The sequence below is a fragment of the Alteromonas sp. KUL106 genome (genome assembly GCF_009811415.1).
Lineage (GTDB): Bacteria > Pseudomonadota > Gammaproteobacteria > Enterobacterales > Alteromonadaceae > Alteromonas.
The window spans coordinates 175655-201808 of the sequence record NZ_BLIG01000024.1; the positions used below are offsets into that span (position 1 = coordinate 175655).

The window sequence follows — 26154 nt, forward strand, 5'->3', positions numbered from 1 at the left end:
TTTCTTTCGCCCTTTGTTATGCTTCTGCGAAGGCTACAGCTTCGTCGATATCTACCGCTACCATGCGAGAAACGCCTGGTTCCGCCATAGTAACACCGGTAAGGTGACTTGCCATTTCCATCGCTATTTTATTATGGGTGATATAAATAAACTGCACTGTTTGCGACATTTCTGACACTAGATTACAAAAGCGCCCTACATTTGCATCATCCAATGGTGCATCTACTTCATCCAACAAACAAAATGGTGCTGGATTTAATCTAAAAATAGCAAACACCAATGATAAAGCGGTTAATGCTTTTTCTCCACCGCTTAAAAGGTGAATCGTACTATTTTTCTTACCGGGTGGGCGAGCCATAATAGTAACGCCAGTTTCAAGTAAGTCGTCATCGGTAAGCGCAAGATAAGCCGAACCTCCCCCAAATACTTTCGGGAAAAGCAATTTTAAGTCTTCGTTGACTTGTTCAAACGTAGTGGAGAAACGGCTCCGTGTTTCTTTATCAATTTTTCGAATGGCTGACTGCAAGGTCTCTAATGCTTCGACTAAGTCGTTATGCTGCGTATCTAAATGAGACTTCCTTTCAAACTGCGTTTCGTACTCTTCAACTGCCGCTAAATTGACCGCACCCAAACGCTGCAAATTTGCCTGTGTTTTTTCAAGGTCTTCTTGCCAACGCTTTTCTTCTGCATCGTCTGGCAGGGTTTCTATGATGCTTTTCAGTGATTGTTGTGTATCGTTAAGCTGCTCTAAAATAGTGTTTGCGCGAACACGATACCCTTCAATGTCGATGCTGAGCTTATCGATATTGGTTTGGCGAGCGTGAATATCTTTACTTAGCGCTTGGTGACCTTTTTCAGCTTCTCGTAACCATTGCTCTATATCTTCAAGGGCCGCTTGTTTTTCACGCTTTAATTGCTCGAGTTCCGACTTGTTTTCCAACAGTGACTGTAGTTCAGCCTCTTGCACTTCCTGTGGAGAAGTGAGTTGGGTCAGTTCTTGTATGAGTCTCTCTTTATTCCGGACGTATTCTTCACGCTGCTGCAGATTACGCGTAACCTGCTGACTATACAAATTCTGATGATTTTCCAACTGCTGTTTTTTAAGCGCAAGTTCATGATTTTGCGAAGTTAAAGCGTCAACCAACGCCCGCAAATCTGACACATTCCGCTCGTTAGCATCACGTTTTAAATTCACTTCATCTATATGCACTTCATGCTCGAGAATTTGTGCCTCATACACTTCCAACTTTTCAGAAAGTTGCGCAAGTTGCTCCTCTTCTTTACCTAACATACTTTCTTGCTTGGCGAGTTCATCGTTGAGTTTAGACGTGCGTGAAGACTGCTGCTCTTGCTGCATTTCAAGCAGTGACAACTTGTTTTTTAATTGTGTCCGTTGATTTTCTTTGTCGCTAAGTTTGCCTACTAGTGATTGCTTTTTTGCATCAATTTCAGCAAGTGCCTGTTGAGCATTTGCCAATGAAACATCGACTTCTGCAATATCATGCTCGGCAACGGTAATCGACTCACTGAGCGCATGTATTTTATTCGCTCGCTGTAATGCACCATCGCTGACTTCACCTGGTTTCACTACCCACTGTTCGCTCGCCCATAGCCCTGACGGCGATATTAAACTGGTAAACCCCGCCGCGTGATATGCATGCATCGTTTCAGTGTTATGTGTGCGGTTTTCGATGAGATAGGCAAGCTCATTATCGTCTTCGCATAAGTAGATGTCGTTAAAAAATGCGGGCACGCGCGCGTTAGTGGGCGCATTTTCTTGAGAGTGCGAGCCGGAATCACTCGCGTCAACAAGCAATGCCGCTGCCAGTGATCCTGACCTAGCTTCAGTTATAAACGCTGTGCTCGAAAAGACCTTTATTCCGTTGGGTAAGTTTTCTTTCTGCCCGATTAGCGCGTCGATGCTATGGCTTTTCGCAACAACGGGGTCTTTTATGTGTTGTAACAGAGCTTCAACACAGGGCGCTAGCGCCTCTTTCGATTGAAATTGCTGCCAAAGCTTTTCGATATTCTCAAGGCTTGTTTCATCATTGTTAGTGGCGTCTTGTTGCAGCGCTTCAAGCGCAGCCATGGTAGAGCGCTTAGCTTGCAAGCTCCCTTGGGCCTCGCGAAGCTTGATCTCTAAAGCTTTTACCTGATGTTCTTGATTTGTGGCCGAATCATTTACAGCGGTAAGCGCGTCTTGAATTTCACTAATTTCAAAGTCAATCTCTTCGCACTGGCCGTTTAGCATCGCTATCTGGCCCGTATAATCTTCGTTACTCAGTTGTGCAAGCTCATCATTTATTTCACTAATTCGCTGCGACGTGCGTAACTGCATACTCATCGTCGACTGAATTTGGCTGTGGCACTGCTGTACATTATGGCGAAGTTGATTATAGGTCTGTTCTTGTTCCCGCGCTTTTGCGTTAAATTCTCTCAGCGTTTGTTCAGCATCTTCGAAGCGTTCTTTCGTGCTGTCTAGTTCCGCTTCTTTCAACGCGATTGCTGGCTCAATATCGTCAAGCGCGCCGCTTGATATTGCGAGTGCCTCTTGTGCTTCTTCGATTGAATGGTTGAGTACCTCGAGCTGCTCACTCATTCGGGCTAACTCTTGCTCAACCTGCCCTTTACGCTGTTTAGCATGGAGCGCGTTTTGCTCTAGTCGCGTTATTGCGTTACTGATAGTGAAAAGCTGTTGCTGTAAGTCGTCAATATGCTGTTTAGTTTCCACTTGCTTAGTTTTATACGATTCAAGCCCGGCCTCATCACCCTGTAGCCTTGCTGCTAAGTCGTCTACTTCTAGCTGAAGCGCTTGCTGCTGCTTTTGCAAGGCTTCTATGTGCTCGCTATTTTTAAGAAACCGAATGGCTGCCAGCTGACCTTTTAACTCTCTAACTTGTGCTCTTAAGGTTTTATAACGAGTTGCTGCAGCGGCTTGCCGCTGTAACTTTTCTATCTGCTTTCCTAGCTCATCGCGAACATCATTCAGGCGTTCAAGATTGTCTTGTGTATGCCTAATGCGGTTTTCAGTTTCTCTTCGACGCTCTTTGTATTTTGAAATGCCCGCCGCTTCTTCTATAAAAACGCGAAGTTCTTGTGGCTTTGATTCAATTAGCCGTGAGATCATTCCCTGCTCTATAATGGCATAAGAGCGCGGGCCTAATCCTGTTCCCAAAAACAAATCGGTAACATCGCGTCTGCGACACTTGGTTCCATTGAGAAAATACGTCGATGTAGCATCGCGGGTGACCAAACGCTTTACAGACAATTCATTATAATTGGCAAACTCACCCGCTATACGCCCCGAACTATTATCAAAAACTAATTCGACACTGCACTGCCCAACAGGCTTACGAGAAGATGAACCGTTGAAGATGACATCCGTCATAGCGTCACCGCGTAAGTTTTTTGCGGAACTTTCTCCTAAGACCCAGCGAATAGCATCAATGACATTCGATTTTCCGCAGCCGTTAGGCCCTACTATAGCCGTCATCTCGCCGGGAAAAGGAATGGAAGTGGGCTCAACGAAGGATTTAAAACCGGCAAGTTTTATCTTTTTAAGCCGCATGTTTCGTCTCTCTGCAATACAGAGTCAGCGACCTATAGCGCGAGTAGGACGACTGAACAAGCTGACGAATTAGGAATGATACAATCACACGGAAGATTCTTTTGTTATTATATTTCGACTCTACCAAATCTAACAGCTTGTAACAATTACCATTTCAGTGAGTTAGGCAGAGAATGCCACTTACGCGTATGATAAAGCTTAGAGTCAGTAAACATGGCGTTAAACACGCAAAAGGAGTACGAATGAGTTCAGGTGGTGTGCATTATTTTTTCGAAGGCTTTTCGCTTATCAAAACCAAAGGGTTAAAGCGTTTTGTGTTTGTGCCGCTAACCATCAACGTGGTGCTTTTTTCCGTGGCTTTTTATTTCCTTTTTGGACAGATAGAGATGGGCATTGCGTATGTTATCGATCTCGTCCCTGAATGGTTAGGTTGGATAAAAACCGCTATAAGCTTTTTCTTGTGGCCCTTGGCGGTGATTAGCGTACTGTTAATTTTCGCCCTTATTTTCGGTACTTTAGCTAATTGGATAGCCGCGCCTTTCAATGGCGTGCTATCAGAAAAAGTAGAGCGTCACTTAACGGGGCAGGACTTAGGCGATGAAGGCGTCATGTCTTTGGTCAAAGACATTCCACGCACGATTAGCCGTGAACTCACTAAACTCATTTGGTATGTGCCTCGCGCCATCGGCTTTTTACTATTGTTTTTCTTTCTTCCTGTTATCGGTCAAGTGCTTTGGTTTTTATTCAACGCTTGGATGATGGCTATTCAATATTGCGATTACCCTTATGATAACCACAAAATAGATTTTACTCGTATGCGTTTGCATCTAGGTGAACATAAAGGCAAAGCTATGACGTTTGGAATGATGGTTAACGTATTTTCTCTTATCCCCGTGGTTAACTTCATTGTTATGCCGGTAGCAATTTGCGGCGCGACGTCAATGTGGGTTCGCGAGCTCAAACATACACTTCATGATTAAGGCGCACTACTCACCTGCAAGACAGTCACAGGAGAAACGACATAACTCGTTAATGAGCAATTTTCCGTTTTATACTCACTTGGTAAAGCGAGTATAAAACTCTATCTGCTTAAAGACTCAGACCTTATTATTGGCCTTGCGCGCTCGCGAAGGCTTCATATTCTGCTAGCCAATGTGCGGCTTCTTTTTGATTGCCATTATTGTGGAACACTTGAAAGAAATTCATCGATATGGGTCGCTGCGCATTCTGTTTTTTTAGCTGTTGCTCCCAAAGTACCAGATACAAAGGAGGAATTACCCCGCTATCGTGATGTTCCATAAAGGTAATCCTGCGGCTAGGCTTATAACTGTTCACGCCTAATACGGCGCAGGTCTTTGCGCGAGCAATAATGGTCGATGGATCTATATCTAGCCAATTACTAACGGTCGTGTGTGGCGCATACCAATAATCAGTATCGACAATAAGATTGGGCGGTAAAAAATCACCGATGCCATTTTCATCACATAGTTTGTTCGCCATGCCTTTGCCCATGGGATATTCATCTGCAAAGCCAGAAAAGTGGGCCAACTCATGAACAAAAACCGAGTATGCATCACTGATATCTAAATACATCACCCCGTTTTGGACATTCGCTTTACCTTGTTCTGCCACAACAATCGCATGACTAAACTTGCGCTTTTTCGCAATACTCGCCAACGGCGCGATCCCGCACCCCAAAACCCCGGTATTTTTGAAGTTTGACTCACAGCTTAATACTTCGGCGTTTAACCAGATTGGAGGGGCTAAGCATATAGACAGCCCTTGCAACCGGTCATCATTTTTAAACGTTTCATAAAGGGTATGCGCACGCATGATGGTAGCTAAACTTGTCGCAAACGGCTGTATTCGTTGAAGGCAATCTTTTTCCTTTTCCCAATCAAATGAACCCGAGTACTTTATCGCTTGCTGCTCTGAATATGACGTGTATCGTTCGGTAGCGTCCAGCGCTTGTTTTGCTTGCGCATGGCCTTTTTCAGCAGCTACTTTAAAGTGCTCTCTCGCTTTCGCATGCTCTCCTTCACCCCACAGCAATCGGCCATATTTAAACGCGCTTTGCATATCTAGCGTGGCAGTTTTCGCTAATAGAGGCTTTGCTAGCGCCTGCTGGCCATGCAGCAAATACCAATCTGCCAGCGCAGCTTGAGCAGGTAAATAGTCTTGAGAGGCTGCCCGCACCAACCACTTTTCACGCTTTTCTGGCGAGTCCGTTGACATAGCAAAAGCGAGCTGTGCCTCTGCAACGTTGCCTAATGCTGCCAAACGCATAAAGCGCTTAGAAGCGCCCTCTTCTCCAAGAATTTGGTAAAGCAACCATGCTGCATCTGCGTTTTCAAGATTAACGAGCTTTTCGAGGTAGTGGACCGTGTTTGATTTATCGATAGCGCCAATGGCGAGAAACTGCTTTTCGTAAGCAGACTCAAATTGCTCTAAAAGTATAGATTGCGCCACTTCACTGCCTTGTTTAGACGCTAACCACAAAAAAGCCAGCGCCTCGTCAATATCAGTATGTGGCGAATAAGATGAAGAAGACAACTCATCATTCAGCTTGCTTGCCTTCTCTGTTAATGGAACATTTTCAGAGTGAAACTGAAGAACCCTTTGCGCGTTAGCGATGAGTTGAGGAATATAACGCCCGCTGTCGCCCGCAACAATGAGCAGTGCGAACACTGCTAGAAATAAGCCTCGCATAACGTAAGTCGGTTACTCTTCGTTTACTGGCGTGCTAGCGGCCTGTTCGCGCAAACGGTTTAATTCCATTCTAGCGTATCGGTGTTCAACGTAATCAAATACATTAGTGCTTAATGCTAGCTTAAAATAGTTAGACGCTACGCCGCTGTTTCCTCGATGACTATGAAACTTGCCTAGGTAGAAATATGCCTCGCACAGCCTGTCTGTCAGTTCTTTTTGACTTTTCACTCCATCTAGTAACGAGTTCAGCACCGCGTTTTCACTCACCGTACCTAAGAATAAATCCACCAGCGTGGTTGCCCAGTGGTCATTGTTTAAGTTAGGTCGAATTGAAGCGAGGTATGTTTGCCCGTCAGCCTGTGATAGGTCATGGTGAGCAAAATAAGCCCACAGTGCTCGGAACGGGTCGCTGTCGTCTTTTTCAAAAAAGCGATTTAGATCAGTGATAGCCAGTTCAGCTCTTCCACCGTAGTACAGCGCGATCCCTCGATTTAAAAATGCAAAATCGTAATCAGGGTTGATCTCTAAGGTAGAGTCGAAAGCGTCATACGCTTGAATGAAATCGTTTTGCTGAATATAGTGAATACCCATCGAGTTATGGGCCTCAGCTAAGTCAGGTTTTAAATTAATTGCCTGAGAATAATCAAATTGGGCAAGGCCTCCTAAACCAACGCTGTCGTAAAGCATACCTCGTTGAAAGTGAAGCTCGGCTTTGTCTTCATCTGAAAGCGCTGGACTTGTTAAGACTTGGTTATAGCGCGCAATAGCCATTTCAGAACGCGGGTTTATCGGTGCTGGCTCGGCTAAGAGCAAGTTTCCCATTTGAGGTCTTTCTGAAACCGATGTTGTTTGCGCACAACCGCTTAAAATAGCAACGAATAAAGAAAAAAAGATGAGACTAACGTTTCTGCACATGGTAAAAAAGCATTCTATAAAAAAAGAAAAAACCGCCTGCGCATTAAGTATACGCTTGTTGCGGCGTTAATGCCGCCAACCTTCTCGCATTTGATGATAAAAGTAAAGCGTAATGGGTGGTTAACACAGGTAGCTATGAAGAAAAATAATTTAGAACAACTATCACAACTTGCTTTTGACGCACAGAAAAACTCTCACTCACCTTACTCCAACTTTAAAGTTGGCGCTGCAGTGCTTACCCCCAGCGGAGAAACCTATTCAGGTTGTAATGTAGAAAGTGCTGCATTCCCGCTAGGCCAATGCGCAGAGGCCACCGCTATCGGCAATATGGTTACACAAGGCCATAATCGTATCGCACATATCGTTATCGCAAGTCCAAATGACGAGTTTTGTTTTCCATGCGGTGGATGTAGGCAAAAGATTGCTGAATTCGCGCCGGATGAAACCCCTGTAACCATGGTGAGTCAAAGCGGCAACACGTTCGCAACCACGATTGGTGAATTACTCCCACATGCCTTCAGGGCGCACGATTTAGATAAATAAATCTTCAATGGAAAACCGTTCGTAAATGAGGCTAATGCAAACGTTAGTTGTACTTGCCTCGTTTAGACATTTATCTTAGGGCTTGTCGAAATTAGCTGCCCGAAGGGGCCGCCATTTATACGGCGTTGACTGTTTTTGATTTAGACCCACTAGACCCGTAAACAGTCGCCTTGCCTAAATGGCGCGCTATTCGCTATGCACTATTCGCTGCAAAAGTGCACAGCAAAGATCAACACGTCCTAGTTCAGTATTATTAAAAATGAGCGCATCAACACATCAATGCTTTTGCGGATTGTTTAATCGCGAGTATTCTCCCTTGTGCATCGAAGGCTAGCGCAACGCGAGTGCCGATATCAATATCTCCTTCAATGCGACCGTGAGTGTTTAGCGATGCTATTAGGTTTTCAGAAACCACGACCTGCTGATTACTACAGTTTACCAAAAGCCAGTATCCGTCTTGCGCTTTAAGGGTTGCTGGTTCTAACGATACCGCTCTAGCCACTAAATTGCTTTCAATATACTGTTGAGTATAGGCATTAAAACGCGCGTTATAATCATAACCAGTCTTGTTAGCCAACAGTTTGTCTTCGCCCACGAAACCATGGTAGTGCACAATATCTATTTGGTGTGCCGCCCCTGGGTTATATTCGTGGCGCAATCCAATGTGATATACCCCTAACATTGCAACAAGAGAAAACGCCACTGCCGTTAGCCTCAATGTTGACGAAGCGAAATAGGCGCGAATGTGTGAAGTCGCTGATGTAAATGCTCGTTCGGTTGCACTGCTCTTCGCTATCCCGTTATTGTGCGCAAGCACGGCTGCACGTAGCTTACTATTGACCTGTTCGGCCATAATGTCATTTTGCTTTTGGACCTGCTGGCTGCGCCTAAACGCCTCTTGTAGTTCTTTATCTGTTATAGACATAATTACAATTTCTCCAGCATCGTTCTAAGAGCGTCTTTCGCGTAACGTATGCGTGTTTTCACCGTTTCTTTTTCAGCGCTACAGATGTTGGCTATTTGCTCAACAGTAAAACCCTCAAATTGAAGAGAGAGCGCCTCTTTTTGCTTGTAGGGCAACAACTGCATACAGGCTTTAAACGCGTCTTTTTCTAATCCTTTTGCTACATCGTTTTCTACTGAAATCTGTACGTGTTTGAGTTGTTCAGATAACGATAACGCTTCTACTGCTTCGCTGTTATATTCAATTTTGCTATTTTTACGACATTCATCAATGAGCGTTCGCCTAGCAATAGTAAACAGCCATGCCTGAAAATTCTCGCCACTTTTGAATAAATGGCGCCTTTCAATAACCTTAATCCATGTACGCTGGCATACATCTTCCGCCATAGTGCTATCGCTTAACATTCTCAAAAAATAAAAGAGCTTGTTGCTGTGTAAATCAAAGAGCGCGGCTAACGATGCGTCATCACCCTTTTTACCGTACTGCAGCATTAGTCTCTCACTCACGCCTAACGCAGTTGTGCGCTTCCCTTGAATCAGGCTTTGCAAGCTTGCGCCTATACTCATAGGCTGTCCTTATTGTTCTAGTTTGAAATCTAATACTACAACCATACCTGGTTGACTAACAGGTTTACCGCCGTCAAGCTTTGGTTTGTACTTCCACTTTTTAAGTGCTTTGCGGGCAGCTCTATCAAACACCCGTTTAGGCTCTGAATCAAGAATTGTAACATCGGATACCGCCCCACTTGCACTTACCGTGAATCCAAGTTTCACCCATCCCTCTACGCCATCGCGACTTGCTTCAGGAGGATACGTGGGGTCAACCCGGAACTGCGGTGTTGCCTGCATGTCACCTTGCGCACCATTAAGGTTAATAGACAGGTTGAGTGCCGTGTTAGGGACGTGGTTTTGAATGTTGAAATCACCCGGGCCATCGTTGGGCTCGGGGTCAATATCGACAACCTTTTGAGGAGGCGTTTTAATTACCTGCTTTATCGGCTCGATGGGCTTTTTAGTGATGGTTCGCTCATCTTCAGGCTGGTAAATAATGGGGTCGAAGAGTACCGGCGGTGCATCACTTATCAATACCCTGTCTTGCTTGATAAGCGCAGCCATCAATACGAACAGCCCCACCGTAACGACGCCACCTGCGATAGCAATGGTGGCAGCGTTAATAGCGCGTTGTAGTATGGGCGCTTTCTCAAATGGTAGCGCAACCTGTTGAACCAGGTCCTGTGGACGTGAGCTTGGTAGAATTACTGTTGACATAATGTTCCCCCTTTTTTCTACTAAACGGGCGAACTCAGAGAAAGGGGTGAAAAAAATTCGACGTTTTACGCTTTCCATCAATAGTGGTAGCAAAAACGTCTATCTATTTTGATTACTCGGTTTTTCGCCTTCTCGCACATGTTTGGCAGAAGTGTGTTTGTTGCTATCGTCCTGACGTTTATTTAATTTGGCTGCTGCCATAAAGCCAATAATAAAAATGGCGAAAATAACCACGCCAACCCAAATCAAAACATTAAAAAGAAAGTCCATATCATTCCCTAATCACATTTTCGTGAAATAACTGTAACATTTATTTGATGAAGCAAACTAAATGGATCAACAAGTCAGTCACCCATATAATTAAGCCGTTGCATCTGCAGCCTTTATTTCTGTTTCTTCACTCATTTCGTGAAGCGATATTTTGTGTTCTTGTAATGTGATCTGAGCATTAGATACATTTTTAATTAATAACCATGTGACCAGAGCCAAAGGAATGGAAATAACTTCTGAGGCCTGTGAGACTAAGTTTACATTCATTATTTCTGATATTTCTTCAGCCTTTCTGGACATCCGAAAAACGGCCTGGCCAAGCATGCTGTTTGCAATCCAGAAAAACCACCAAATGCCTAAAATTACACTGACTTTTTCTGTCTGCCAATTCGTTGGGTCTTGGCTAGCCTGCCAAATTTCTTTCATCGCTTGGTAGGGCTTAAATAGCGATAGAATGGGAATAAAATAAAAACCTATCGACCACGCTGGCGTGAAAGCCATGTCTTTAGCGCCTAAATACCGCACATTTTGATTTGATTGATAAATCCATCTTAAAATTAATACGCCAGAAACGATAAACACGCCAAGGTAAGAAAAAGCAATAACGGCTTGCCTCATGTCATTAGCTTCTGCATCGGCCACCGCCATTTCTTGGCTAAAGTAAACACCGTTTTGAAAATCGGTTAAAAGCTGATATTCCATTAAATTAGAGCCGATAGCGACGAATGCCAGAAGAACCTGAAAACTCAGAAAATACTTTATCCATGGCATAAGGCGACTGGGGTCTTTGAACTCTACTTGTTTGTCTGACATTTCTATTTACTACCTTACATCTTTGCCGCGCTGCCAAGCTTATCTCTGTGCTTTTATCGAGGCTGTTGTTTATGTTTATTATTCGAGAGCTTCTTTTATCATGCCCAAAGCGGGTTTATTCACTACCTGGCTTTTACCTGAGCTTATTCTCCAAGAGCTCTTGAAACGGCTTTGGCATAACGTTACGGGTTTTGCGCGTAATCTTAACTTCATTTTTTTGCCACCATATACCTAGATACACCACGCCCAAACCAATAGCCGTTAACGCAACAGGGAAAAGCCAACTGTCTTTAAACACATTAGAGGCTAAGTGGCCTAAATAGAAACAACTGCCCAGCGCACCAAATATTACAAATACTTTTCGAACCAATAATGCGCCTAGCCCGACCATGACAAGGTTTATACAGAAATAGAAAAACTTTGAGAGTTCACTGTCAGAGTGTTGGCTGGTAAGCCCACCCCAAAAAGCAATAACGCCGAATAAATACAACCAAAATGCGTAGTCAGCGGTGTGCCTTGACCGCAAATCAACCCAAAAAGCCAGCAAGGTCATAACTAGGCCAAAGTACATGGACACTTGTGCCCGAAATTCCCATGTGTATGAATTCCACATATCGTCTTGGTCAATGATGAGCTCGACAGCATCCATACTGATGTACCACAGTGTTACTGCAATGGGCATTATCAAGAACGGATACTTATAGCGCCAAGCTACGATCAAGCCGGTCGCCAATGTGCCAAGTTCCATATACAACCACAGCCATTTAACGCGTGTATGAAACTGACGATAGACGGTATCCTCTTCAGGCCAAAGGCCAAGCCATTGCTGAAAACCATAGATAGCAAGCGGCGTTAGACATACGACAAAGGTCGCGCAAATACCCGCGGGAATAATTAAGTTTTTGCTTGCTAAAGAGTTCGCTAGCTTTAACCCTACACCTGCGTAGAGCAATGATATGAAGATAATCCCTAGCCCGCCAAACTGTTCCCACCCCAAATTCATAAACAAGGTCATGGCGCCTATGGCAATAAGGCCGCCTAGGTAATAAAGAATATGGGTAAAGGTGAAAGCGGGAGAATGCTGGCTTTCTGCTTGAAAGAAATTGTAAAGTTCAACGCCCTGCTGTTCAGAGATGATACTCTTTGCTACTGCTTTTTGAATACTTGCTTTCGTTACTTCCATGTACTTCTCTGAATTCGCTTGTAGGGGTTAGAGCTTTTACTCTACTGGTTTATAGGTAAAAAGCCAGCCCGGATAAGTTACAGATTATTACTTGTCTGTTTTTCGAAAGCTTTCTCAGATTTGTTCCACATTGAGTGACCAAAAGCGATACCTGCAATGGGAAAGATGATCAAAGCAATGATTGGACGCACCCAAATATTTTCTGATGGATCAAGAAGTTCCATTAGTACGGCCCAGAGGATGGCTGTAGGTACGCCCCACCCTAAAACACCGTTAACTAAAACGAAGCGCTGTTTGCCCTTCTCCCGTATTTTGGCCCACTTATCCATGTTCATTGTAAATACCCTTTTTCAATATTAAGCAATCAATACAAGGCAAACAAAAATAACTATTAAGCTAACAAAACCAACAGCGAAAGTTCTTCCCTCATCTCTACCCGCTCGCGGATATTTGCCAAAGGTTAAGAGCTTAAGCACCATATGGCCTGTACTTTTTAAAACCAATTCAATGATAACTTCTACGACTATCCACTTAAGTATTCGAAGTATAAACCGGCCCAGAGGTTCTAAAACGTCTTCCATAACTTTAATGCCCTGAATTCTTATAGATGCTCAATTACAAGTAACACCCACATTGTCAAAACAGCAACAAAATTGATGGTAAACACCATACCACGCAATCTGATATTGTCGGTAAATATTTGAACAATGCTGTGCAACACTCTGCCAATTACAAATACCCAAGCCAAGTAGATTTGCACACTGTCTATTGGCTCATCCATTGCGATTAGCAACACGCAGGCAATGTAAAAGAATATTGGCCACTCGAACTGATTACTTAGGTTTGCGCTAATTTTAGGCTGAATATTGCTGAACGGGTTTGAACCATCTTTGTTTTGCCCCACTCCCCACACAACCGGTGCGCGAGCTAAAGTGAGTAATGCGTAAAGCACAGTACAAAGGAGTACATGCGTAAACAGTGGAAGTATTAAACTGGACATATTAATGAGCTACACATACTCGTTAGTCAAACAGCGCCAGCGAATTTAATTTGAAGTGATAAACAGAAAAGGAAGTATCTTCTTCTTTTAGAGTTATAGTTAGCATAGCGTCTCCATTCTCATATACAGTAGGTACTGTATAGGTAACAAAGGTTCCCGAACCTCCCCCTACAAGCGCTCGTGATGTCACCGTGTTGAACTGATACTCACCAATTTCAACTAACTTACCCATTTTTGATAAAGCCCTTATGAGCCTTTCTAGATCGCTCTCATTAATATTTTCAAGCTCAGATTCAGTAAGATATCTTTTAAACGTTTCTAATTCCCACGTAGAAATATCTGCTATTGCAGTATCCATATAGGGAATGGCAGTTTCTTCATACTGAGACGATTTATAGCCTGACCATACAGCGACTAGGGTAAACAAAACAACAAGGGAGAGTATCGCGATTCCAAATCCCTTTAAAATTTTCTTAAACATAATTTTCCATATAAGCACGGTATTGAATAGCCTAAACATCAATAGGTTCGCAATTAACCCACAAATTATCGAAGATTAGCGCAAACCTAACCTCCTCATGAATGCGCACTAGGCCAACATCTCGTTAAAGTAAAAAATAACACTATGATTGATGGGTTACCATTACTCTTCGTATTTTCTTATCACAGCTACTTTACCATCTTCAATCTCTAGCACCTCTAATGTTTGGTACTCTAGTTCAATAAGTTCTTTGGTTTGCGGGTGAATGCCCTTACTCGTTGCAGTGTATGAAATAGCAATGGCATTGTGTGCAGGTATTATATGGTTGAGTTGGGCGGTATAAGAGACGTGTGCACCCAAGTAATAAAGCATCCCCTCGCGAATGCGCGCTTTACCATCTGGCATGCGGGAATCGTCAGAATCGTACGGTAAATGCTGATGTGCAACATCACTACTAAGCAGCGACAGATATTTATCTAAATCATGCTCTGTAGCTTTTGGAGATTGCGTTGCTGACCACGCCGTAAAATATTTTCTACCAAGTTCTTCTAAATCAGTTTGTGCAAATACTTGTATCGACCACAAATAAATAAGCGCTGAAAGTAAAACGATTTTCATGAAAACCTCCCTGTTGATTTTTGCATAAACGCTAAGCTAGGTTTCACTTATCGCCTTGCTAACATTTGAGTTTCAAAGCTTCGATAGCTCGTAAACGTTAGTTGAAAATAGCATAATTAACATTACCCTGGGCACTATAAAACCATGAATATTGAGTAGATAAGCAACCATAGAATTTGGCAGCCGTAACTAAGGCGTTGATAAAGTCCTGGAACAGTTTTTCGTTCAAGAGACTTTGCTAGTTTATAAGAAAAGTAAATACAGCCAACAACGCTCAGTGTAGAGAAAAAACGTAGTGGCAAATTATAATAGCTAGAAAAAGTAACAATCAGCGGTGCTACGATAAACGACACTAACATTATTAGCCCTGACCACGTGTGGATTTTGCAACTTTTCGAAGGAGTTGTTGTATAAGGGTCGGCGTCCATTGGGAAATAGCCACAAACCCAAGTACAGATGCCATGTATTATTGTCATTGCACCGATAACCATTGTTGGCATATGGTCTGGATGTGAGTTAATGAGGTAATACCCAAACAGAGTGAATAATAAGCCCAACGGGTAATTATTGATTGCAGGAGAGAGTTTCTGTGTTGGGCTACCAAATGCACCAAGTTCACTACAAAACTGCTTCGTATGGCTATAATTTGGATAGAAACGAGAAGCGATGTAAATGCCGAAAACTATCCAAACTGACGCAGCTATCCCTGTAAAAGATATAAAGCTATCCAAATTAATGTCCTCCTTGATTGTGCGGTGCTTACAATAATTATTCGAAGGCCTATTTCAAGCCCGATAACGTTTTAAATGAATTGATGCGGGATATTTTGAGTAATTATTTTTTTACTGCCGCTATATTTTTCATAGAACTGCTTGTGTGCAGTATAAGAAAACGTATCGTTTCTTTTTGAATATTGGCCAATCCAGTCTATCAACATGGGTAAATTATCATCTTGGGCTTGTTTGGTCTTGTATTTATGTGGCTCCCAAGGTCTTGATTTCGCGTTAGCGATACACAACTCAATGGGTAAATTCATAAATACTATTTCAGTAGACTGCGCCTCTACAAGCTTAAGCAGGTCCGTGTAACACCCTTCAATGGCCCAATTCTCATGAGAAGAAATAAATGCCTGTATGTCCTCAAGAGAGTCTTTAACCGGCTTTCTTTCTGGCGGGCTTGTGGGTTTCCATGCAAGGGTATCGAGATCTAAATGTGCTAAACCGTGAGTATCGCACAAGCGGCGCGCTAGCGTAGATTTGCCTGAACCGGAATTTCCGAATATTAAAATTTTAGTCAAATCTTTGTCCCTTCTTAAAGCCCTTTAGCACTCGCTAGTAGAAAGTTAGCGAGTATTTATTCCCCATACTTTTCTTTTATTAGCACATCGAAGTATTGAGTATCGTTTGCGCATTCACTAAAGCGTCTGCATGTTCCATTATTAACGGCGTGAAATTTATAGTCTCTAAATCTAACTCTGCGTCTTTAAACCACATTTTACTTTCCATGTATGCCTGTTTGTTTTCTGTTAAGAATACATCGTTTCCACGAAGTACGTTAGGCCTAACGAGACTAAAATAAACGATGCATTTATCAATGCACGAGCAGGCCAACTCACCTTCCCGTACGATATCCCCGCCCCTTGCGAAACGATAACTATCAAGCCCATTAACCCAAACCAAGGCGTGAAAAATAGAACGGTTTTCCATTTGACAATTGATACTGCAATATCATGAAGTGCACCGCTCACAAGAAATGTAATAAGTGTAGCTAAAGAAATGGGTAGAAAATTCGCAAGCGGTCGCATGATATCGCGCGATAAATAGTAACCCCAAATAGGATTCCAATGCCGCCAAAACACCTGAAAGGACCTTGCTCCGAAAGCACGGAAAAGCATGTTTCTCATGGAGCCACTTGCCCCTAATGGAACCCCATTTCGTTTTTTAACAAATTGTGCAAGTGACACAGTACTTTTCATAATGATTCCGTGTAACGAACACACAAATAATAGGGGTAATTAAAGTTAACTGAACAACCTAGCCTACTACTCATATTTTAGCCCGCGTGTTTGCTCTCCGGTGAGCGTCTACCAATGACAATCGTATTTTTTTAGGCGCGCTTATAGCGTTGACTTGCATCAGTTGCCCTGCTCAAATTTAAAAACAGTAGTCGCATAAACAGGTACACGAGCATCATTATTGGTGGTTGGAGCAAATTGCATTTGCTTAATAGCAAGCAAACCTTGCTCGTCCCACACACCTACCGGCTTTGATTCCACTACACTAGCATTAAATGTATTTCCGTCTGAATCAATCAAATAGCGGATTTTTACATAGCCTTTTGGCATAGAAGCAACTTTGCCCTTGGGTTCAGAATTAAAAGAAAACGAATTAAATTTCATTGTCCAATATTGAACAAGCTCGTCATTTGTAACTTCAATAGGCTCTGATGAGAGATGAGGAGAAATCGTCGCGTTTGCAGAGCAACCGACTATCGTGAAAATAAGTGCTGTGAGAATTCCGTTTTTCATAAATTTCCCTTTTTGTAGTTAATTTTACTGAGTGTTAGCCTTACCCGAAGGACGGGCAGAGATACATAAACTACCATAACAAGTGAACCGCTAGGAGCCTACGTATTTTTTGCTCCCACGAACTAAGCGAGTCGCTTAAATATTAGCGTCTCAGCCCGCGGAGCGAGTGTTAGCTATGTCTTAAAACTTCAACCCCGAGTATATATGATACGTACAACAAGCCGAACCACCCTAAAATATGTCCAAAGTCCTCACCGAAATGATCTAGTGAGGAGAAGCCTTCTATAATCTCACTGGCAGGTTTTGAGAATACGATAAGGCTGACACTTAAACCCGGTTCCCATAGCAAATACCAATAAGTTGATAGTCTCCAACTCCTACCTTCAGTCGTAACTATGAAAAAAGTCAACACAGCGAAATATACAATGCCGATTATTTTGGAGTTTCTCCATCTCTTAAAACTGTCTGCTAATGAATGCTGATATTCATATTTAGAGTATAAGAATACAAAGGCAATTGGTGACAAATAGAGTAAGAAAATAGCGAATGAAAATAGCATGTTTACCAAAATAGCTAACACCTCAAAGCAGGGGCAATAACACGTAGACTAAAATAAGGAACGAGATGACGGGAGCTTACGTGTTAGCCGCCGCTTGTTTTTGCCACCATGCACAGAAAAAGGCCAATAATACGACGGCAAGTCCATTACTATTTATGGAATATAAAGTGCCTGTCTTCTTTAGTTAGTTTTGCGGGATATTAATCTCTGCGCTCATATAGTCCACGTTGTTCCCCGATAGGAATACTCGATCATCTTTGACTTCACATTCCACGCTGCCCGACCGCTTAGACAGCTGTCGAGCACTAAGCTTGTTGCGACCGAAACGGCTAGCCCAATATGGTGCAAGTTCACAGTGAGCAGAACCTGTGACTGGATCCTCGTTCACTCGAAGTTTAGGAAAGAAACAGCGGCTAACAAAATCGACCTCTTGTCCTGGCGCAGTAACAACCACGCCTCGTAACCCAAGTTCTTTGAGCTTTTCAAAATCCGGCTTTAGCGATTTGATTTCTTCTTCAGAATCAAAAACAACTATATAGTCAAACCCGGATAGTACTTCTTTAGGAGTTTTGCCGAGCGCTTTAGCTAGCGCTAATGGTGCTTCAGTGACGACTAGTGATGCAGCCGGAAAATCCATACAAAAACCAGGGCCTCTGCGCGTGACAGAGAGAGGCCCACTGCGGGTAAGGAACACTATATCCTGTTTGGTGTAGTGTAAATGGGTATAGAGTACATGAGCCGCAGCAAGAGTCGCATGCCCACAAAGGTCAACTTCCTCAGCTGGTGTAAACCATCTCAACTCATAAGCATTCCCCGCCGGAACAAAAAATGCGGTTTCAGAGAGGTTGTTCTCTTCGGCAATGGCTTGTAACAAACTATCATCAAGCCAAGCTTCTAATGGACATACTGCAGCGGGATTACCTTCAAAAACATGATTTGCAAAAGCATCAACCTGAAACATCTTAAGCTTCATCTATCTTCCTTATGTATGCTGAAAACCCAACGCGAAGCAGTTACGGCTATTCAAGTGCTGGTACATATCGCTAGGCCTCTTTTCGTCTTTTAATTGAAAACAAGCCGAACCAAAATGCTCCTTCTAGAACAAAGCCCAAAATGATGAACAGGAACACACCTGAATGAACTCCCATACTGTAAGATGTTATAGCTGCGACTAGAAGAGCCAGAGCCATAAGAATTCGATAAATACCTTTCATTTAAACTCTCCTTTTAAATGCATGACACAACGGGCAATAGGCACAAGGATGCCTGTCTTGTTTCATTTATACCAGTATTCAATACCGTATTAACGCTGCTAAGTTAGGTAAAACACCTAAACGACTTATGCCTTTTGCAGACAACCCAAGACTAGAGATACCACACGGTTTACCTTTTACTCTTCCAGACTACTTACAGCTTGTAGATATAACCAGCCGATATATTCACAAAAACTAGAGCGGCATGGTTGAGCATAACCTACCCTCTATTTTAGAGCGCCTCAATATTGAACAAGAACATTGGATAACTTTAACCACGCAGTTTGAAACCTGCTTTAAGCACGCCGCCGGCAAAGTAACTCACCTAGAGCAATACGCGCAGAATCAACATCAGTAGCGGGTTCAAGGACGACACATTGCGATGCGATTACTCGGTTAACTTTGCATTTTAATAGATAGTAAGACAGGCACTATATGTATACATCTCTACATAACAATTCCGGGTTTGTTAAGAACCTATTTTTTGCAATGCGCATCCCTATGCGTATACTTAACATGTAGAACAATTTGGAGTGATAGCATGCAAGATTTATATGACATCCATGCCCCAAAAAAAGCGACTAATTTAAGCTTAAACAGCGACTTATTACAAAAAGCTAGAGACTTAAAAGTTAACCTGTCTGCAACCTTAGAACAGGCACTTAAAGACAAGTTGAAAAGTGTTGAAGAAGAAAGGTGGAAAAAAGAAAACAAAGCTGCCATAGCTGCGTACAATGAGTTTGTTGCTGAGAACGGCTGTATAGGTGATGAGTACAGGAACTTCTAATGGCACAGTTTGATGTTTACAGAAACCCAAGCTCAAAAACAAATAAAGCTTACCCCTTTCTTGTAGATGTTCAAAACTCTGTAATTGACCAATTAGTAACAAGGCTAGTTGTACCGCTGACAAAGAGTAAGACTAAAAATAGTCTTTATATGAAAAACCTTACGCCGGAGATAGAATTTGAAGGCGAGACATACCTATTCCTGACTCAACAACTTAGCTCCATACCCGAAGATGTGCTCAAGGACTGCATCGGTTCTTTAGCGCAATCCCGGGAATTGCTACTAAGTGCAATAGACTTTGCTATTACTGGAATATAGCCTTTCTATAAGAGACTCAGACAGGTGGGAATGACGACGTAATGTGCCTAGAGAAGTGCACAAATGAGCCTGTCTTGTTTAGTCCTCTCCAAGGAACCGCTTGTTAATTTTAGGTACGTGCACACACCCTTGTTTTTAGGAGCTTCTGAGCCTTTTCTTGGAAAGAAATAAACCTTTTTTCGTCAAAGTCGCCAAGGCTTCTATGAGGTGTTTCTGTAATCGTATTTGCTGCTAACATTGCACCATTTAGCCTATTACAACTTAACCTAGAAACGGCCTCTAAGTCATTTTGGTTTAGGTTTTCAGTAATGTAAGTAAATGACTCAAGGTCTTGAGTTACTTTGATTTTTGAATCTCTTACTGTGTCTTCTAAGTGAAGTATAAACATAACCGCGATGCCTGCGATAAAAGACAAGAATGAAACAACAAAAGTTTTCATAGTATTCCTTTTGAGTACCTAACTTTTAAATAAGGGACGCAGACACGTGGGGCATAATGGCGAAGCCGCGCACGTGTTTGCGTCCCAGCGAGCGGCAGCGAGTGACATAATTTGTTATACGCAATAGCCAAAATCAACCGCCATATTGCATTACTAAGTAAAAGCCACAAACTAAACATACCGAAACAAAGCAAGGAATACCAAATAACTGCAGTTTTTGTTTTAGCGCCAGAGACTTTGAGCTAGCTGAAAGAGCAATATAAGGGAGCAATTGTGATAAGAAAATAGGAATGATGAAAACGCTTATTGGATAACCAACATAATTTGCAATGAAATCACCTGCATTACCTACATACCAAATTTGAAGTAAAAAATTGAGTAGGCAAACTAATACAACAAGACCAATAAATTCCTTTTTACTCACAGGTTTCCTTTTGCGTATAACACCCCACTAAGGGGCGATAATACATGGGCTAAAATTAGGAACGAAGTGACGCAGCCCATGTGTTAGCGTCCCAGCGAGCAGCGCGAGCGCCTTTAGTGTTTTGTTAGAGAGCACCAAACCACTGACGCATAACAGGCAAATCGTAGTTTAGAAGCCAACTATTATAATGCTTATAAATTCTTCGTAAGATAAATTTATTGGGCCCTACCAAATCCATACCTCTATCGTCATATGGATGAGCTAAGACACCAAGTTTGACATCGAAAACATACATACTGAACCAAAATGACGGACTTATACCTAATTCATTCGCAAGGCAGCCAAACAGTAGTTTGTGCAGTTCTGATTTGTCGATAGTGAAGAAGATATAGTTGCGATGCCACTCTTCGTCTTCGTCCCATTCACTGAATACGTAACGCTTCTTGGGTATATTGAACCCAAGGCTTTTGATTTCTTTGAACTGAGATAAGTTTTCAATGAACGAATCTCCTGCAAATGCAAAACATATTGATACTTCGTCAGATTTTTCAAAAACAGTATTAAGAACATCAGTTGTTCTAGTTAAAGCCGTCTGAAACATCGAGATTCTAGAATCAAATTCTGCACCTTCTGAAAGCTCAAATCTCAAGCAATCTTGGTTTGAATAAAATATGGCATGTTGGAATGAATGTTTTCCAAAGGTTTTAAAAGCTTCCTCGATCATTCCTGTGCTCTCTAACAATTTACTCGTCCCCATACCGTCATGCTTTTCCACACCACTTTGGGGCAGTTCTCCTTTTTTCTCCTTACTACTCTAAACCACAACCAACAGAGAAATAAAGAAAAAACCGTAATGTCGCTTTTCGTTCATTTATTAAAAACACTAAATCAGCGTGCAAGTGCTTTTAGTGCATTTCATTCAAACCAAAAACAAAAAAGCCAGCTTTCGCTGGCTTCTTAAACACATTTCAACTGTTACTTTTTCTGTCTAGCAGCCAGCTTTTCCAACTGCTCATCGGTAGCTGGAAGCTGATGCTTCTCTTTCCACTCTGAATACGGCATTTTATAAACCACTTCGCGTGCGGCTTCATAGTCGATATCAGCGCCCTGCTCGCTTGCAGCAGCCGAATACCATTTAGCTAAGCAGTTACGGCAGAAATCCGCCAAAATCATCAGGTCAATGTTCTGAACGTCTTTGTTCGCGTCTAGGTGTTCTACTAAGCGGCGGAATACCGCTGCTTCTACTTCAGTTTGCGTTTGCTTATCCATTATCAAATACCTCTAAAAAGCGCTTTTCGTTATGGCCTAAATGTATGGCTTAAATGTGTGGGTTATCGGGTAAAACCCAACCCGTTATTACTTTTAAAACCTAAAACGAAAAAAGGGAGCCAAGCTCCCTTTTTACTTAAACATAACTAACTAAGTTTAAAACCTAGCTGGTATTACTCTGCGTCGTCAGACTTAGGCGCAGGCTTTTCTAGAAGCTCTTTAATGCTTAAACGTACACGGTTCTGGCGGTCGATTTCCATAACCTTAACGTCAACCATTTCACCTTCTTTAAGGTAGTCAGTAACCTTGTTCACACGCTCGTGAGCGATTTGTGAAATGTGAACAAGACCTTCTTTACCTGGAAGTACTTCTACAAACGCACCGAAGTCTACAATACGTGTAATCTTACCGTTGTAAGTCTTACCCACTTCAATTTCAGCCGTTACTTGCTCAATCTTGCTAATAGCGATGTCTGCTTTCGCACGCTCTGTCGCGAAGATTTTGATAGTACCGTCGTCTTCAATCTCAATGTTAGTGTCAGACTCTTCAGTAATTTGACGGATCATTGCGCCGCCTTTACCGATAACGTCACGGATCTTGTCTTGGTCAATCTTCATTGTGTAGATGCGTGGAGCAAATTCACTTAGCTCTTCACGGTGACCGCCAATGGCTTCGTCCATTACCTTAAGAATGTGCAAACGTGCTTCTTTTGCTTGTTTAAGCGCAATTTGCATGATTTCTTTAGTAATACCTTCAATCTTAATGTCCATTTGAAGTGCAGTAATACCGTCGGTAGTACCCGCTACTTTAAAGTCCATGTCGCCAAGGTGGTCTTCGTCACCAAGGATGTCTGAAAGTACAACAAAGTTGTCGTCACTCTTAACTAGACCCATTGCGATACCCGCAACAGACGCTTTAATTGGAACACCTGCATCCATAAGCGCTAGTGAAGTACCACATACCGACGCCATTGAAGATGAACCGTTTGATTCTGTGATTTCAGAAACCACACGTACTACGTACGGGAATTCTTCTTCACTTGGCATTACTGCTTGAATACCACGCTTCGCTAGACGACCGTGACCAATTTCACGACGCTTAGGCGAACCAATCATACCAGTTTCACCAACACAGTATGGAGGGAAGTTGTAGTGAAGCATGAAACGGCTGTCGCGCTTACCTTGAAGCTCGTCAATCATCTGTGCGTCACGCTCTGTACCTAAAGTAGCAGCAACAATTGCCTGCGTTTCACCACGGGTGAATAGTGCAGAACCGTGAGTACGAGGAAGAATACCTGTTGCTACGTCTAGCGCACGAATCATTGCAGGCTCACGACCGTCGATACGTGGCGCGCCAGAAAGGATGCGTGAACGTACAACGTCAGACTCAAGTTCGTGAAGAAGATCTAGTACTTCTTTTTTATCTTGTTCTTCGTCTTCAGCCAGGATAGCTTCTAGCGCTTTTTCAGTTGCTGCAGTTACCGCGTCTTTACGCTCTAACTTGTCAGAAATCTGGTAAGCCGCTGTCATTTCAGCTTCAGCAAGTGCTTTGACTTTATCTTTAAGTGCCGTGTTTTCTGCTTCTGGTGCCCAGTCCCACTTCTCAGTGCCAACTTCAGCAGCAAATTCGTTCACCGCTTTAACAACCGTTTGAAGTTGCTCGTGACCGAACATTACCGCACCTAGCATAGTATCTTCAGAAAGCACGTCAGCTTCTGATTCAACCATAAGTACTGCACCTTCAGTACCCGCAACAACAAGGTCAAGCTGGCTTTCAGCTTGCTCTTCTGCGCGTGTATTTAGAATGTATTCACCGTTGCTATAACCTACACGAGCCGCACCAATTGGGCCGTTGAAAGGAATACCAGAGATAGCAAGGGCTGCTGAAGTACCAATCATAGAGATGATGTCTGTAGGGATATCTGGGTTAGCAGACATTACAGTAACAACAACCTGTACTTCGTTTTTGAAACCTTCTGGGAATAATGGGCGAATTGGGCGGTCGATAAGACGCGCAGTCAATGTTTCGCCTTCAGATGGACGGCCTTCACGCTTGAAGAAACCACCTGGGATTTTACCCGCAGCGTATGCTTTTTCTTGGTAATTAACTGTTAGAGGGAAGAAGTCTTGATCTGGCTTGGCTTCTTTTTTACCAACTACTGTTACCAGTACAGACGTATCGTCCATGCTCGCAAGAACCGCAGCTGTTGCCTGACGAGCAATTACACCCGTCTCTAGAGTTACAGTATGCTGTCCATACTGAAATGATTTAGTAATAGGAGTCACTATTTGTCCTTTAATTTCAATCTTTATTTATCGCTTTTAAACGCGGCGCATAGTATAGCTTTGAAGTGGCGTTAATACCATTCCCAAATTCAGCGCCATGAGGAATTTGTCTCGTTATTTTTTGTGTATTCGTCGACTTTCATCACACCATGACTATATGAAATATCTGTGAAACTTCAATTATTGACTATATTTTCATCATATTGACATAAAACAGCGTATGCTAGAACAGAAAACAACCTAAACCTTACTATTCACGCCCACCTTAAGCGCTGACAGAAAATTTGGCGCTTATTAAAACAAGAACGACCGATTTACGTGCGCTAGAGGAGATCACCATGTTGGTACTTCGACTTAACAAAGCAGGCATGCCACAAGAGTGGATAGATGTTGAACACGCCGCAAAGCTTTACAGTCAAGAAAAGGTCCTTTTTGAACTAGGCAGCGATGCCATTACGCTGAAAGGAGGCTGGAATCATGAAGGGCTCCAAAGTCAACTTACTCTTTCAAGCATCATTGCTTGTGACGGCAAGGTCACTGACATGTCCGGTAAAGTCGCCCTAACGAACCGCTTCTTGTTCCGGCGCGATAGCTACTTGTGTTTATACTGCGGTCAAAAATTTTCGCCAAAGCAACTCACCCGCGACCATATCATTCCCCGCTCACGCGGCGGTAAAGACACTTGGACAAACGTCGCGACCGCGTGTCAACGATGTAATCATGCAAAGGCAGCGAAAACGCCGGAAGAGGCTAATATGCCCCTTTTAGCCGTTCCTTTTAGGCCAAATATTTATGAACGCTTTTATTTGATGAATCGGCGTATATTGTCAGATCAGATGGCTTTTCTTAAAGGACATTTTTCGCATAAAAGAAATTGGACGTGTCTGGATTAGCACAGCCCCCACGTTTGTAAAACGTTGGCTACGTCGTGCTCTATTATCTCTTACTACAGTCCGGTGCTTGTCGACGTTTGTTGATCTGTATTGACCGCATGTTGCGTGCTGTTGGCATTTAAATCACTTTGCTGTTGCATAAGCGACGCCTGCTCTTCTTTTTGCGCTCTAAACCACAAACTCAGCCAGTCTGAACACATTTTATGCTCTAATTCATGCGCTTCTGCCGTGGGGCAAAACAAACTCACTTTAACCACAACTTTTGCAAGTTCGTTGGTTTTTATCTCAACTTCTGGGTCAATGCGAATAAACTCTTGGTCAAGATGCCGTTCAATTAACCCCTTGTAACGCTCTGCAACATCGCGGAAATATTCGCAATGTGCTTGCGCTCTAGCATGAAAAGCAGGCAGCAAGCTATAAGCGTTCACAGTGGGCTCATTAACAATCTCAAAAGAATGTAAACGGTAACGACGCATAAAGTTTAAGTTACGTACTGTCTGAGTAACTAACTGGCTGTTCGGCACATATACGTGCTTACCGGTGTAATTAAAACTTTCTGGATCTACTTCGAGCAAGGCGGTTTTTGCCCAGTCCATCTCTACCACTTCACCAATGATATTATTCATTTGGATCCAGTCACCTACTCTGAATGGCCTCGCGCCAAGGTAGTAAATAAACCCCATAAAACACTGAATAAACTCACGGGTGGCTAGCACAATGGCAACCATGAAGGCAGCGATAGAGATCGCCAGGGTCTGTATCTCTGAACTCCACACCATCATCAGTACAATGATGATGAACGCATTGCCTAGCTGCTCTAAGATATTTATTTGATTTCGACGGTCTTCTCCACGTTGAGAGCTGATCCGTCTAATGAGTAGCAATAACCCCTTCTTAATGAAGTGCAGTACGATTAAGAGCACTAAAGACGTCAGCAGCTTGTAATCGCTCGCAAAAACGATAAGTTGTTGCCATATCTGCGCTGGGTCTATCACTATCTCCATGTAAGCTCCATTTGTACTGTGAAGGTAAATCTTTGAATAGGCGAAAAAAAGCGCCGACGAATGTC

Annotated in this window: 29 protein-coding genes; 5 read left to right on the forward strand and 24 right to left on the reverse strand. The window is 42.9% G+C overall.

The window, feature by feature from the left end; translation table 11 throughout:
• Positions 1–16: 16 nt before the first annotated feature.
• On the reverse strand, positions 17–3568 hold the full coding sequence (gene smc, locus GVO63_RS08760) for a chromosome segregation protein SMC (RefSeq protein WP_159579178.1): 3552 nt from the start codon (positions 3566–3568) through the stop codon (positions 17–19).
• 242 nt (positions 3569–3810) lie between these two features.
• Here smc and cysZ point away from each other — a divergent pair, with 242 nt between their 5' ends.
• Positions 3811–4548, forward strand: a complete 738-nt coding sequence (cysZ, locus tag GVO63_RS08765) for a sulfate transporter CysZ (RefSeq protein ID WP_159579180.1) — start codon at positions 3811–3813, stop codon at positions 4546–4548.
• 127 nt (positions 4549–4675) lie between these two features.
• Here cysZ and GVO63_RS08770 read toward each other — a convergent pair whose 3' ends face one another.
• Together GVO63_RS08770 and nlpI are read right to left on the reverse strand one after the other, a co-directional pair.
• Positions 4676–6277: a sel1 repeat family protein gene (locus tag GVO63_RS08770; protein ID WP_159579182.1), complete on the reverse strand. Its 1602-nt coding sequence runs from the start codon at positions 6275–6277 to the stop codon at positions 4676–4678.
• Between the two features lie 12 nt (positions 6278–6289).
• On the reverse strand, positions 6290–7192 hold the full coding sequence (gene nlpI, locus GVO63_RS08775) for a lipoprotein NlpI (protein ID WP_159579184.1): 903 nt from the start codon (positions 7190–7192) through the stop codon (positions 6290–6292).
• Positions 7193–7285: 93 nt separating this feature from the next.
• On the opposite strand from nlpI, the gene cdd reads away from it, so the two are divergent.
• Entirely contained in the window at positions 7286–7735 is a 450-nt protein-coding gene (gene cdd / locus GVO63_RS08780) for a cytidine deaminase (protein ID WP_369008761.1), read from the forward strand.
• Between the two features lie 268 nt (positions 7736–8003).
• On the opposite strand, the gene GVO63_RS08785 is transcribed toward cdd, so the two are convergent.
• From GVO63_RS08785 to GVO63_RS08850, 15 genes are all read right to left on the reverse strand, one after another.
• The gene (locus GVO63_RS08785; protein WP_159579188.1) at positions 8004–8660 is read right to left on the reverse strand and encodes a hypothetical protein; all 657 of its coding nucleotides are present in this window, start codon (positions 8658–8660) and stop codon (positions 8004–8006) included.
• 2 nt (positions 8661–8662) lie between these two features.
• Positions 8663–9265, reverse strand: coding sequence for an RNA polymerase sigma factor (locus tag GVO63_RS08790; protein WP_159579190.1), 603 nt, complete (start codon positions 9263–9265; stop codon positions 8663–8665).
• A 9-nt stretch (positions 9266–9274) separates the two neighbouring features.
• Positions 9275–9967 carry an energy transducer TonB gene (locus GVO63_RS08795; protein ID WP_159579192.1) on the reverse strand — a complete coding sequence of 231 codons (693 nt, stop codon included), beginning with the start codon at positions 9965–9967 and terminating at the stop codon, positions 9275–9277.
• 99 nt (positions 9968–10066) lie between these two features.
• Entirely contained in the window at positions 10067–10237 is a 171-nt protein-coding gene (locus GVO63_RS19510) for a hypothetical protein (RefSeq protein WP_201281891.1), read from the reverse strand.
• Between the two features lie 90 nt (positions 10238–10327).
• Positions 10328–11050, reverse strand: a complete 723-nt coding sequence (locus GVO63_RS08800; protein WP_236552098.1) for a DUF4328 domain-containing protein — start codon at positions 11048–11050, stop codon at positions 10328–10330.
• Positions 11051–11183: 133 nt separating this feature from the next.
• On the reverse strand, positions 11184–12233 hold the full coding sequence (locus tag GVO63_RS08805; protein WP_159579194.1) for a DUF2157 domain-containing protein: 1050 nt from the start codon (positions 12231–12233) through the stop codon (positions 11184–11186).
• 77 nt (positions 12234–12310) lie between these two features.
• Entirely contained in the window at positions 12311–12568 is a 258-nt protein-coding gene (locus GVO63_RS08810) for a hypothetical protein (protein ID WP_159492546.1), read from the reverse strand.
• Positions 12569–12834: 266 nt separating this feature from the next.
• Positions 12835–13233 carry an MAPEG family protein gene (locus GVO63_RS08815; RefSeq protein WP_159579196.1) on the reverse strand — a complete coding sequence of 133 codons (399 nt, stop codon included), beginning with the start codon at positions 13231–13233 and terminating at the stop codon, positions 12835–12837.
• Between the two features lie 22 nt (positions 13234–13255).
• Positions 13256–13714 carry a hypothetical protein gene (locus tag GVO63_RS08820; RefSeq protein WP_159492543.1) on the reverse strand — a complete coding sequence of 153 codons (459 nt, stop codon included), beginning with the start codon at positions 13712–13714 and terminating at the stop codon, positions 13256–13258.
• 162 nt (positions 13715–13876) lie between these two features.
• Positions 13877–14332, reverse strand: coding sequence for a nuclear transport factor 2 family protein (locus GVO63_RS08825; protein ID WP_159579198.1), 456 nt, complete (start codon positions 14330–14332; stop codon positions 13877–13879).
• A gap of 134 nt (positions 14333–14466) precedes the next feature.
• Positions 14467–15063: a DUF998 domain-containing protein gene (locus GVO63_RS08830; RefSeq protein ID WP_159579200.1), complete on the reverse strand. Its 597-nt coding sequence runs from the start codon at positions 15061–15063 to the stop codon at positions 14467–14469.
• 71 nt (positions 15064–15134) lie between these two features.
• Positions 15135–15629, reverse strand: coding sequence for a shikimate kinase (locus GVO63_RS08835; RefSeq protein WP_159579202.1), 495 nt, complete (start codon positions 15627–15629; stop codon positions 15135–15137).
• Positions 15630–15857: 228 nt separating this feature from the next.
• Positions 15858–16307, reverse strand: coding sequence for an MBOAT family O-acyltransferase (locus tag GVO63_RS08840; protein ID WP_159579204.1), 450 nt, complete (start codon positions 16305–16307; stop codon positions 15858–15860).
• A gap of 159 nt (positions 16308–16466) precedes the next feature.
• Positions 16467–16859 (reverse strand): TonB family protein, encoded by a 393-nt coding sequence (locus GVO63_RS08845; RefSeq protein ID WP_159579206.1) that lies wholly within the window; start codon positions 16857–16859, stop codon positions 16467–16469.
• A gap of 743 nt (positions 16860–17602) precedes the next feature.
• The gene (locus GVO63_RS08850; RefSeq protein WP_159579208.1) at positions 17603–18391 is read right to left on the reverse strand and encodes a PhzF family phenazine biosynthesis protein; all 789 of its coding nucleotides are present in this window, start codon (positions 18389–18391) and stop codon (positions 17603–17605) included.
• An 821-nt stretch (positions 18392–19212) separates the two neighbouring features.
• Here GVO63_RS08850 and GVO63_RS08855 point away from each other — a divergent pair.
• Both GVO63_RS08855 and GVO63_RS08860 read left to right on the forward strand, forming a co-directional pair.
• Positions 19213–19458: a type II toxin-antitoxin system CcdA family antitoxin gene (locus GVO63_RS08855; RefSeq protein WP_039220515.1), complete on the forward strand. Its 246-nt coding sequence runs from the start codon at positions 19213–19215 to the stop codon at positions 19456–19458.
• Positions 19458–19775 (forward strand): CcdB family protein, encoded by a 318-nt coding sequence (locus GVO63_RS08860; RefSeq protein WP_159579210.1) that lies wholly within the window; start codon positions 19458–19460, stop codon positions 19773–19775. The genes GVO63_RS08855 and GVO63_RS08860 overlap by 1 nt, the downstream gene beginning before the upstream one ends.
• 109 nt (positions 19776–19884) lie before the next feature.
• Here the strand turns inward: GVO63_RS08860 and GVO63_RS08865 are convergent, their stop codons facing one another.
• The 5 genes from GVO63_RS08865 to pnp all read right to left on the reverse strand — a co-directional run bounded on the left by GVO63_RS08865 (position 19885) and on the right by pnp (position 24192).
• Positions 19885–20214: a hypothetical protein gene (locus GVO63_RS08865; protein WP_159579212.1), complete on the reverse strand. Its 330-nt coding sequence runs from the start codon at positions 20212–20214 to the stop codon at positions 19885–19887.
• A 133-nt stretch (positions 20215–20347) separates the two neighbouring features.
• The gene (locus GVO63_RS08870) at positions 20348–20638 is read right to left on the reverse strand and encodes a hypothetical protein (RefSeq protein WP_159579214.1); all 291 of its coding nucleotides are present in this window, start codon (positions 20636–20638) and stop codon (positions 20348–20350) included.
• Positions 20639–20762: 124 nt separating this feature from the next.
• Positions 20763–21413 carry a DUF3885 domain-containing protein gene (locus GVO63_RS08875; RefSeq protein ID WP_236552099.1) on the reverse strand — a complete coding sequence of 217 codons (651 nt, stop codon included), beginning with the start codon at positions 21411–21413 and terminating at the stop codon, positions 20763–20765.
• Between the two features lie 200 nt (positions 21414–21613).
• Positions 21614–21907 (reverse strand): DUF1244 domain-containing protein, encoded by a 294-nt coding sequence (locus tag GVO63_RS08880; RefSeq protein ID WP_061485818.1) that lies wholly within the window; start codon positions 21905–21907, stop codon positions 21614–21616.
• A gap of 173 nt (positions 21908–22080) precedes the next feature.
• Entirely contained in the window at positions 22081–24192 is a 2112-nt protein-coding gene (gene pnp, locus GVO63_RS08885) for a polyribonucleotide nucleotidyltransferase (protein WP_120959449.1), read from the reverse strand.
• A gap of 338 nt (positions 24193–24530) precedes the next feature.
• Between pnp and GVO63_RS08890 the strand changes: the two genes are divergently transcribed.
• Positions 24531–25085, forward strand: coding sequence for an HNH endonuclease (locus GVO63_RS08890; protein WP_159494819.1), 555 nt, complete (start codon positions 24531–24533; stop codon positions 25083–25085).
• A gap of 53 nt (positions 25086–25138) precedes the next feature.
• On the opposite strand, the gene GVO63_RS08895 is transcribed toward GVO63_RS08890, so the two are convergent.
• Positions 25139–26089 carry a mechanosensitive ion channel family protein gene (locus tag GVO63_RS08895; protein ID WP_159494818.1) on the reverse strand — a complete coding sequence of 317 codons (951 nt, stop codon included), beginning with the start codon at positions 26087–26089 and terminating at the stop codon, positions 25139–25141.
• Positions 26090–26154: the final 65 nt, after the last annotated feature.

Bases quoted from the DNA above. Each gene is read 5' to 3' on its own strand.
- smc (WP_159579178.1), bottom strand. From the start codon at position 3,568: ATGCGGCTTAAAAAGATAAAACTTGCCGGTTTTAAATCCTTCGTTGAG.
- cysZ (WP_159579180.1), top strand. From the start codon at position 3,811: ATGAGTTCAGGTGGTGTGCATTATTTTTTCGAAGGCTTTTCGCTTATC.
- GVO63_RS08770 (WP_159579182.1), bottom strand. From the start codon at position 6,277: ATGCGAGGCTTATTTCTAGCAGTGTTCGCACTGCTCATTGTTGCGGGC.
- nlpI (WP_159579184.1), bottom strand. From the start codon at position 7,192: ATGTGCAGAAACGTTAGTCTCATCTTTTTTTCTTTATTCGTTGCTATT.
- cdd (WP_369008761.1), top strand. From the start codon at position 7,286: ATGATAAAAGTAAAGCGTAATGGGTGGTTAACACAGGTAGCTATGAAG.
- GVO63_RS08785 (WP_159579188.1), bottom strand. From the start codon at position 8,660: ATGTCTATAACAGATAAAGAACTACAAGAGGCGTTTAGGCGCAGCCAG.
- GVO63_RS08790 (WP_159579190.1), bottom strand. From the start codon at position 9,265: ATGAGTATAGGCGCAAGCTTGCAAAGCCTGATTCAAGGGAAGCGCACA.
- GVO63_RS08795 (WP_159579192.1), bottom strand. From the start codon at position 9,967: ATGTCAACAGTAATTCTACCAAGCTCACGTCCACAGGACCTGGTTCAA.
- GVO63_RS19510 (WP_201281891.1), bottom strand. From the start codon at position 10,237: ATGGACTTTCTTTTTAATGTTTTGATTTGGGTTGGCGTGGTTATTTTC.
- GVO63_RS08800 (WP_236552098.1), bottom strand. From the start codon at position 11,050: ATGTCAGACAAACAAGTAGAGTTCAAAGACCCCAGTCGCCTTATGCCA.
- GVO63_RS08805 (WP_159579194.1), bottom strand. From the start codon at position 12,233: ATGGAAGTAACGAAAGCAAGTATTCAAAAAGCAGTAGCAAAGAGTATC.
- GVO63_RS08810 (WP_159492546.1), bottom strand. From the start codon at position 12,568: ATGAACATGGATAAGTGGGCCAAAATACGGGAGAAGGGCAAACAGCGC.
- GVO63_RS08815 (WP_159579196.1), bottom strand. From the start codon at position 13,233: ATGTCCAGTTTAATACTTCCACTGTTTACGCATGTACTCCTTTGTACT.
- GVO63_RS08820 (WP_159492543.1), bottom strand. From the start codon at position 13,714: ATGTTTAAGAAAATTTTAAAGGGATTTGGAATCGCGATACTCTCCCTT.
- GVO63_RS08825 (WP_159579198.1), bottom strand. From the start codon at position 14,332: ATGAAAATCGTTTTACTTTCAGCGCTTATTTATTTGTGGTCGATACAA.
- GVO63_RS08840 (WP_159579204.1), bottom strand. From the start codon at position 16,307: ATGAAAAGTACTGTGTCACTTGCACAATTTGTTAAAAAACGAAATGGG.
- GVO63_RS08845 (WP_159579206.1), bottom strand. From the start codon at position 16,859: ATGAAAAACGGAATTCTCACAGCACTTATTTTCACGATAGTCGGTTGC.
- GVO63_RS08850 (WP_159579208.1), bottom strand. From the start codon at position 18,391: ATGAAGCTTAAGATGTTTCAGGTTGATGCTTTTGCAAATCATGTTTTT.
- GVO63_RS08855 (WP_039220515.1), top strand. From the start codon at position 19,213: ATGCAAGATTTATATGACATCCATGCCCCAAAAAAAGCGACTAATTTA.
- GVO63_RS08860 (WP_159579210.1), top strand. From the start codon at position 19,458: ATGGCACAGTTTGATGTTTACAGAAACCCAAGCTCAAAAACAAATAAA.
- GVO63_RS08865 (WP_159579212.1), bottom strand. From the start codon at position 20,214: ATGAAAACTTTTGTTGTTTCATTCTTGTCTTTTATCGCAGGCATCGCG.
- GVO63_RS08880 (WP_061485818.1), bottom strand. From the start codon at position 21,907: ATGGATAAGCAAACGCAAACTGAAGTAGAAGCAGCGGTATTCCGCCGC.
- GVO63_RS08890 (WP_159494819.1), top strand. From the start codon at position 24,531: ATGTTGGTACTTCGACTTAACAAAGCAGGCATGCCACAAGAGTGGATA.
- GVO63_RS08895 (WP_159494818.1), bottom strand. From the start codon at position 26,089: ATGGAGATAGTGATAGACCCAGCGCAGATATGGCAACAACTTATCGTT.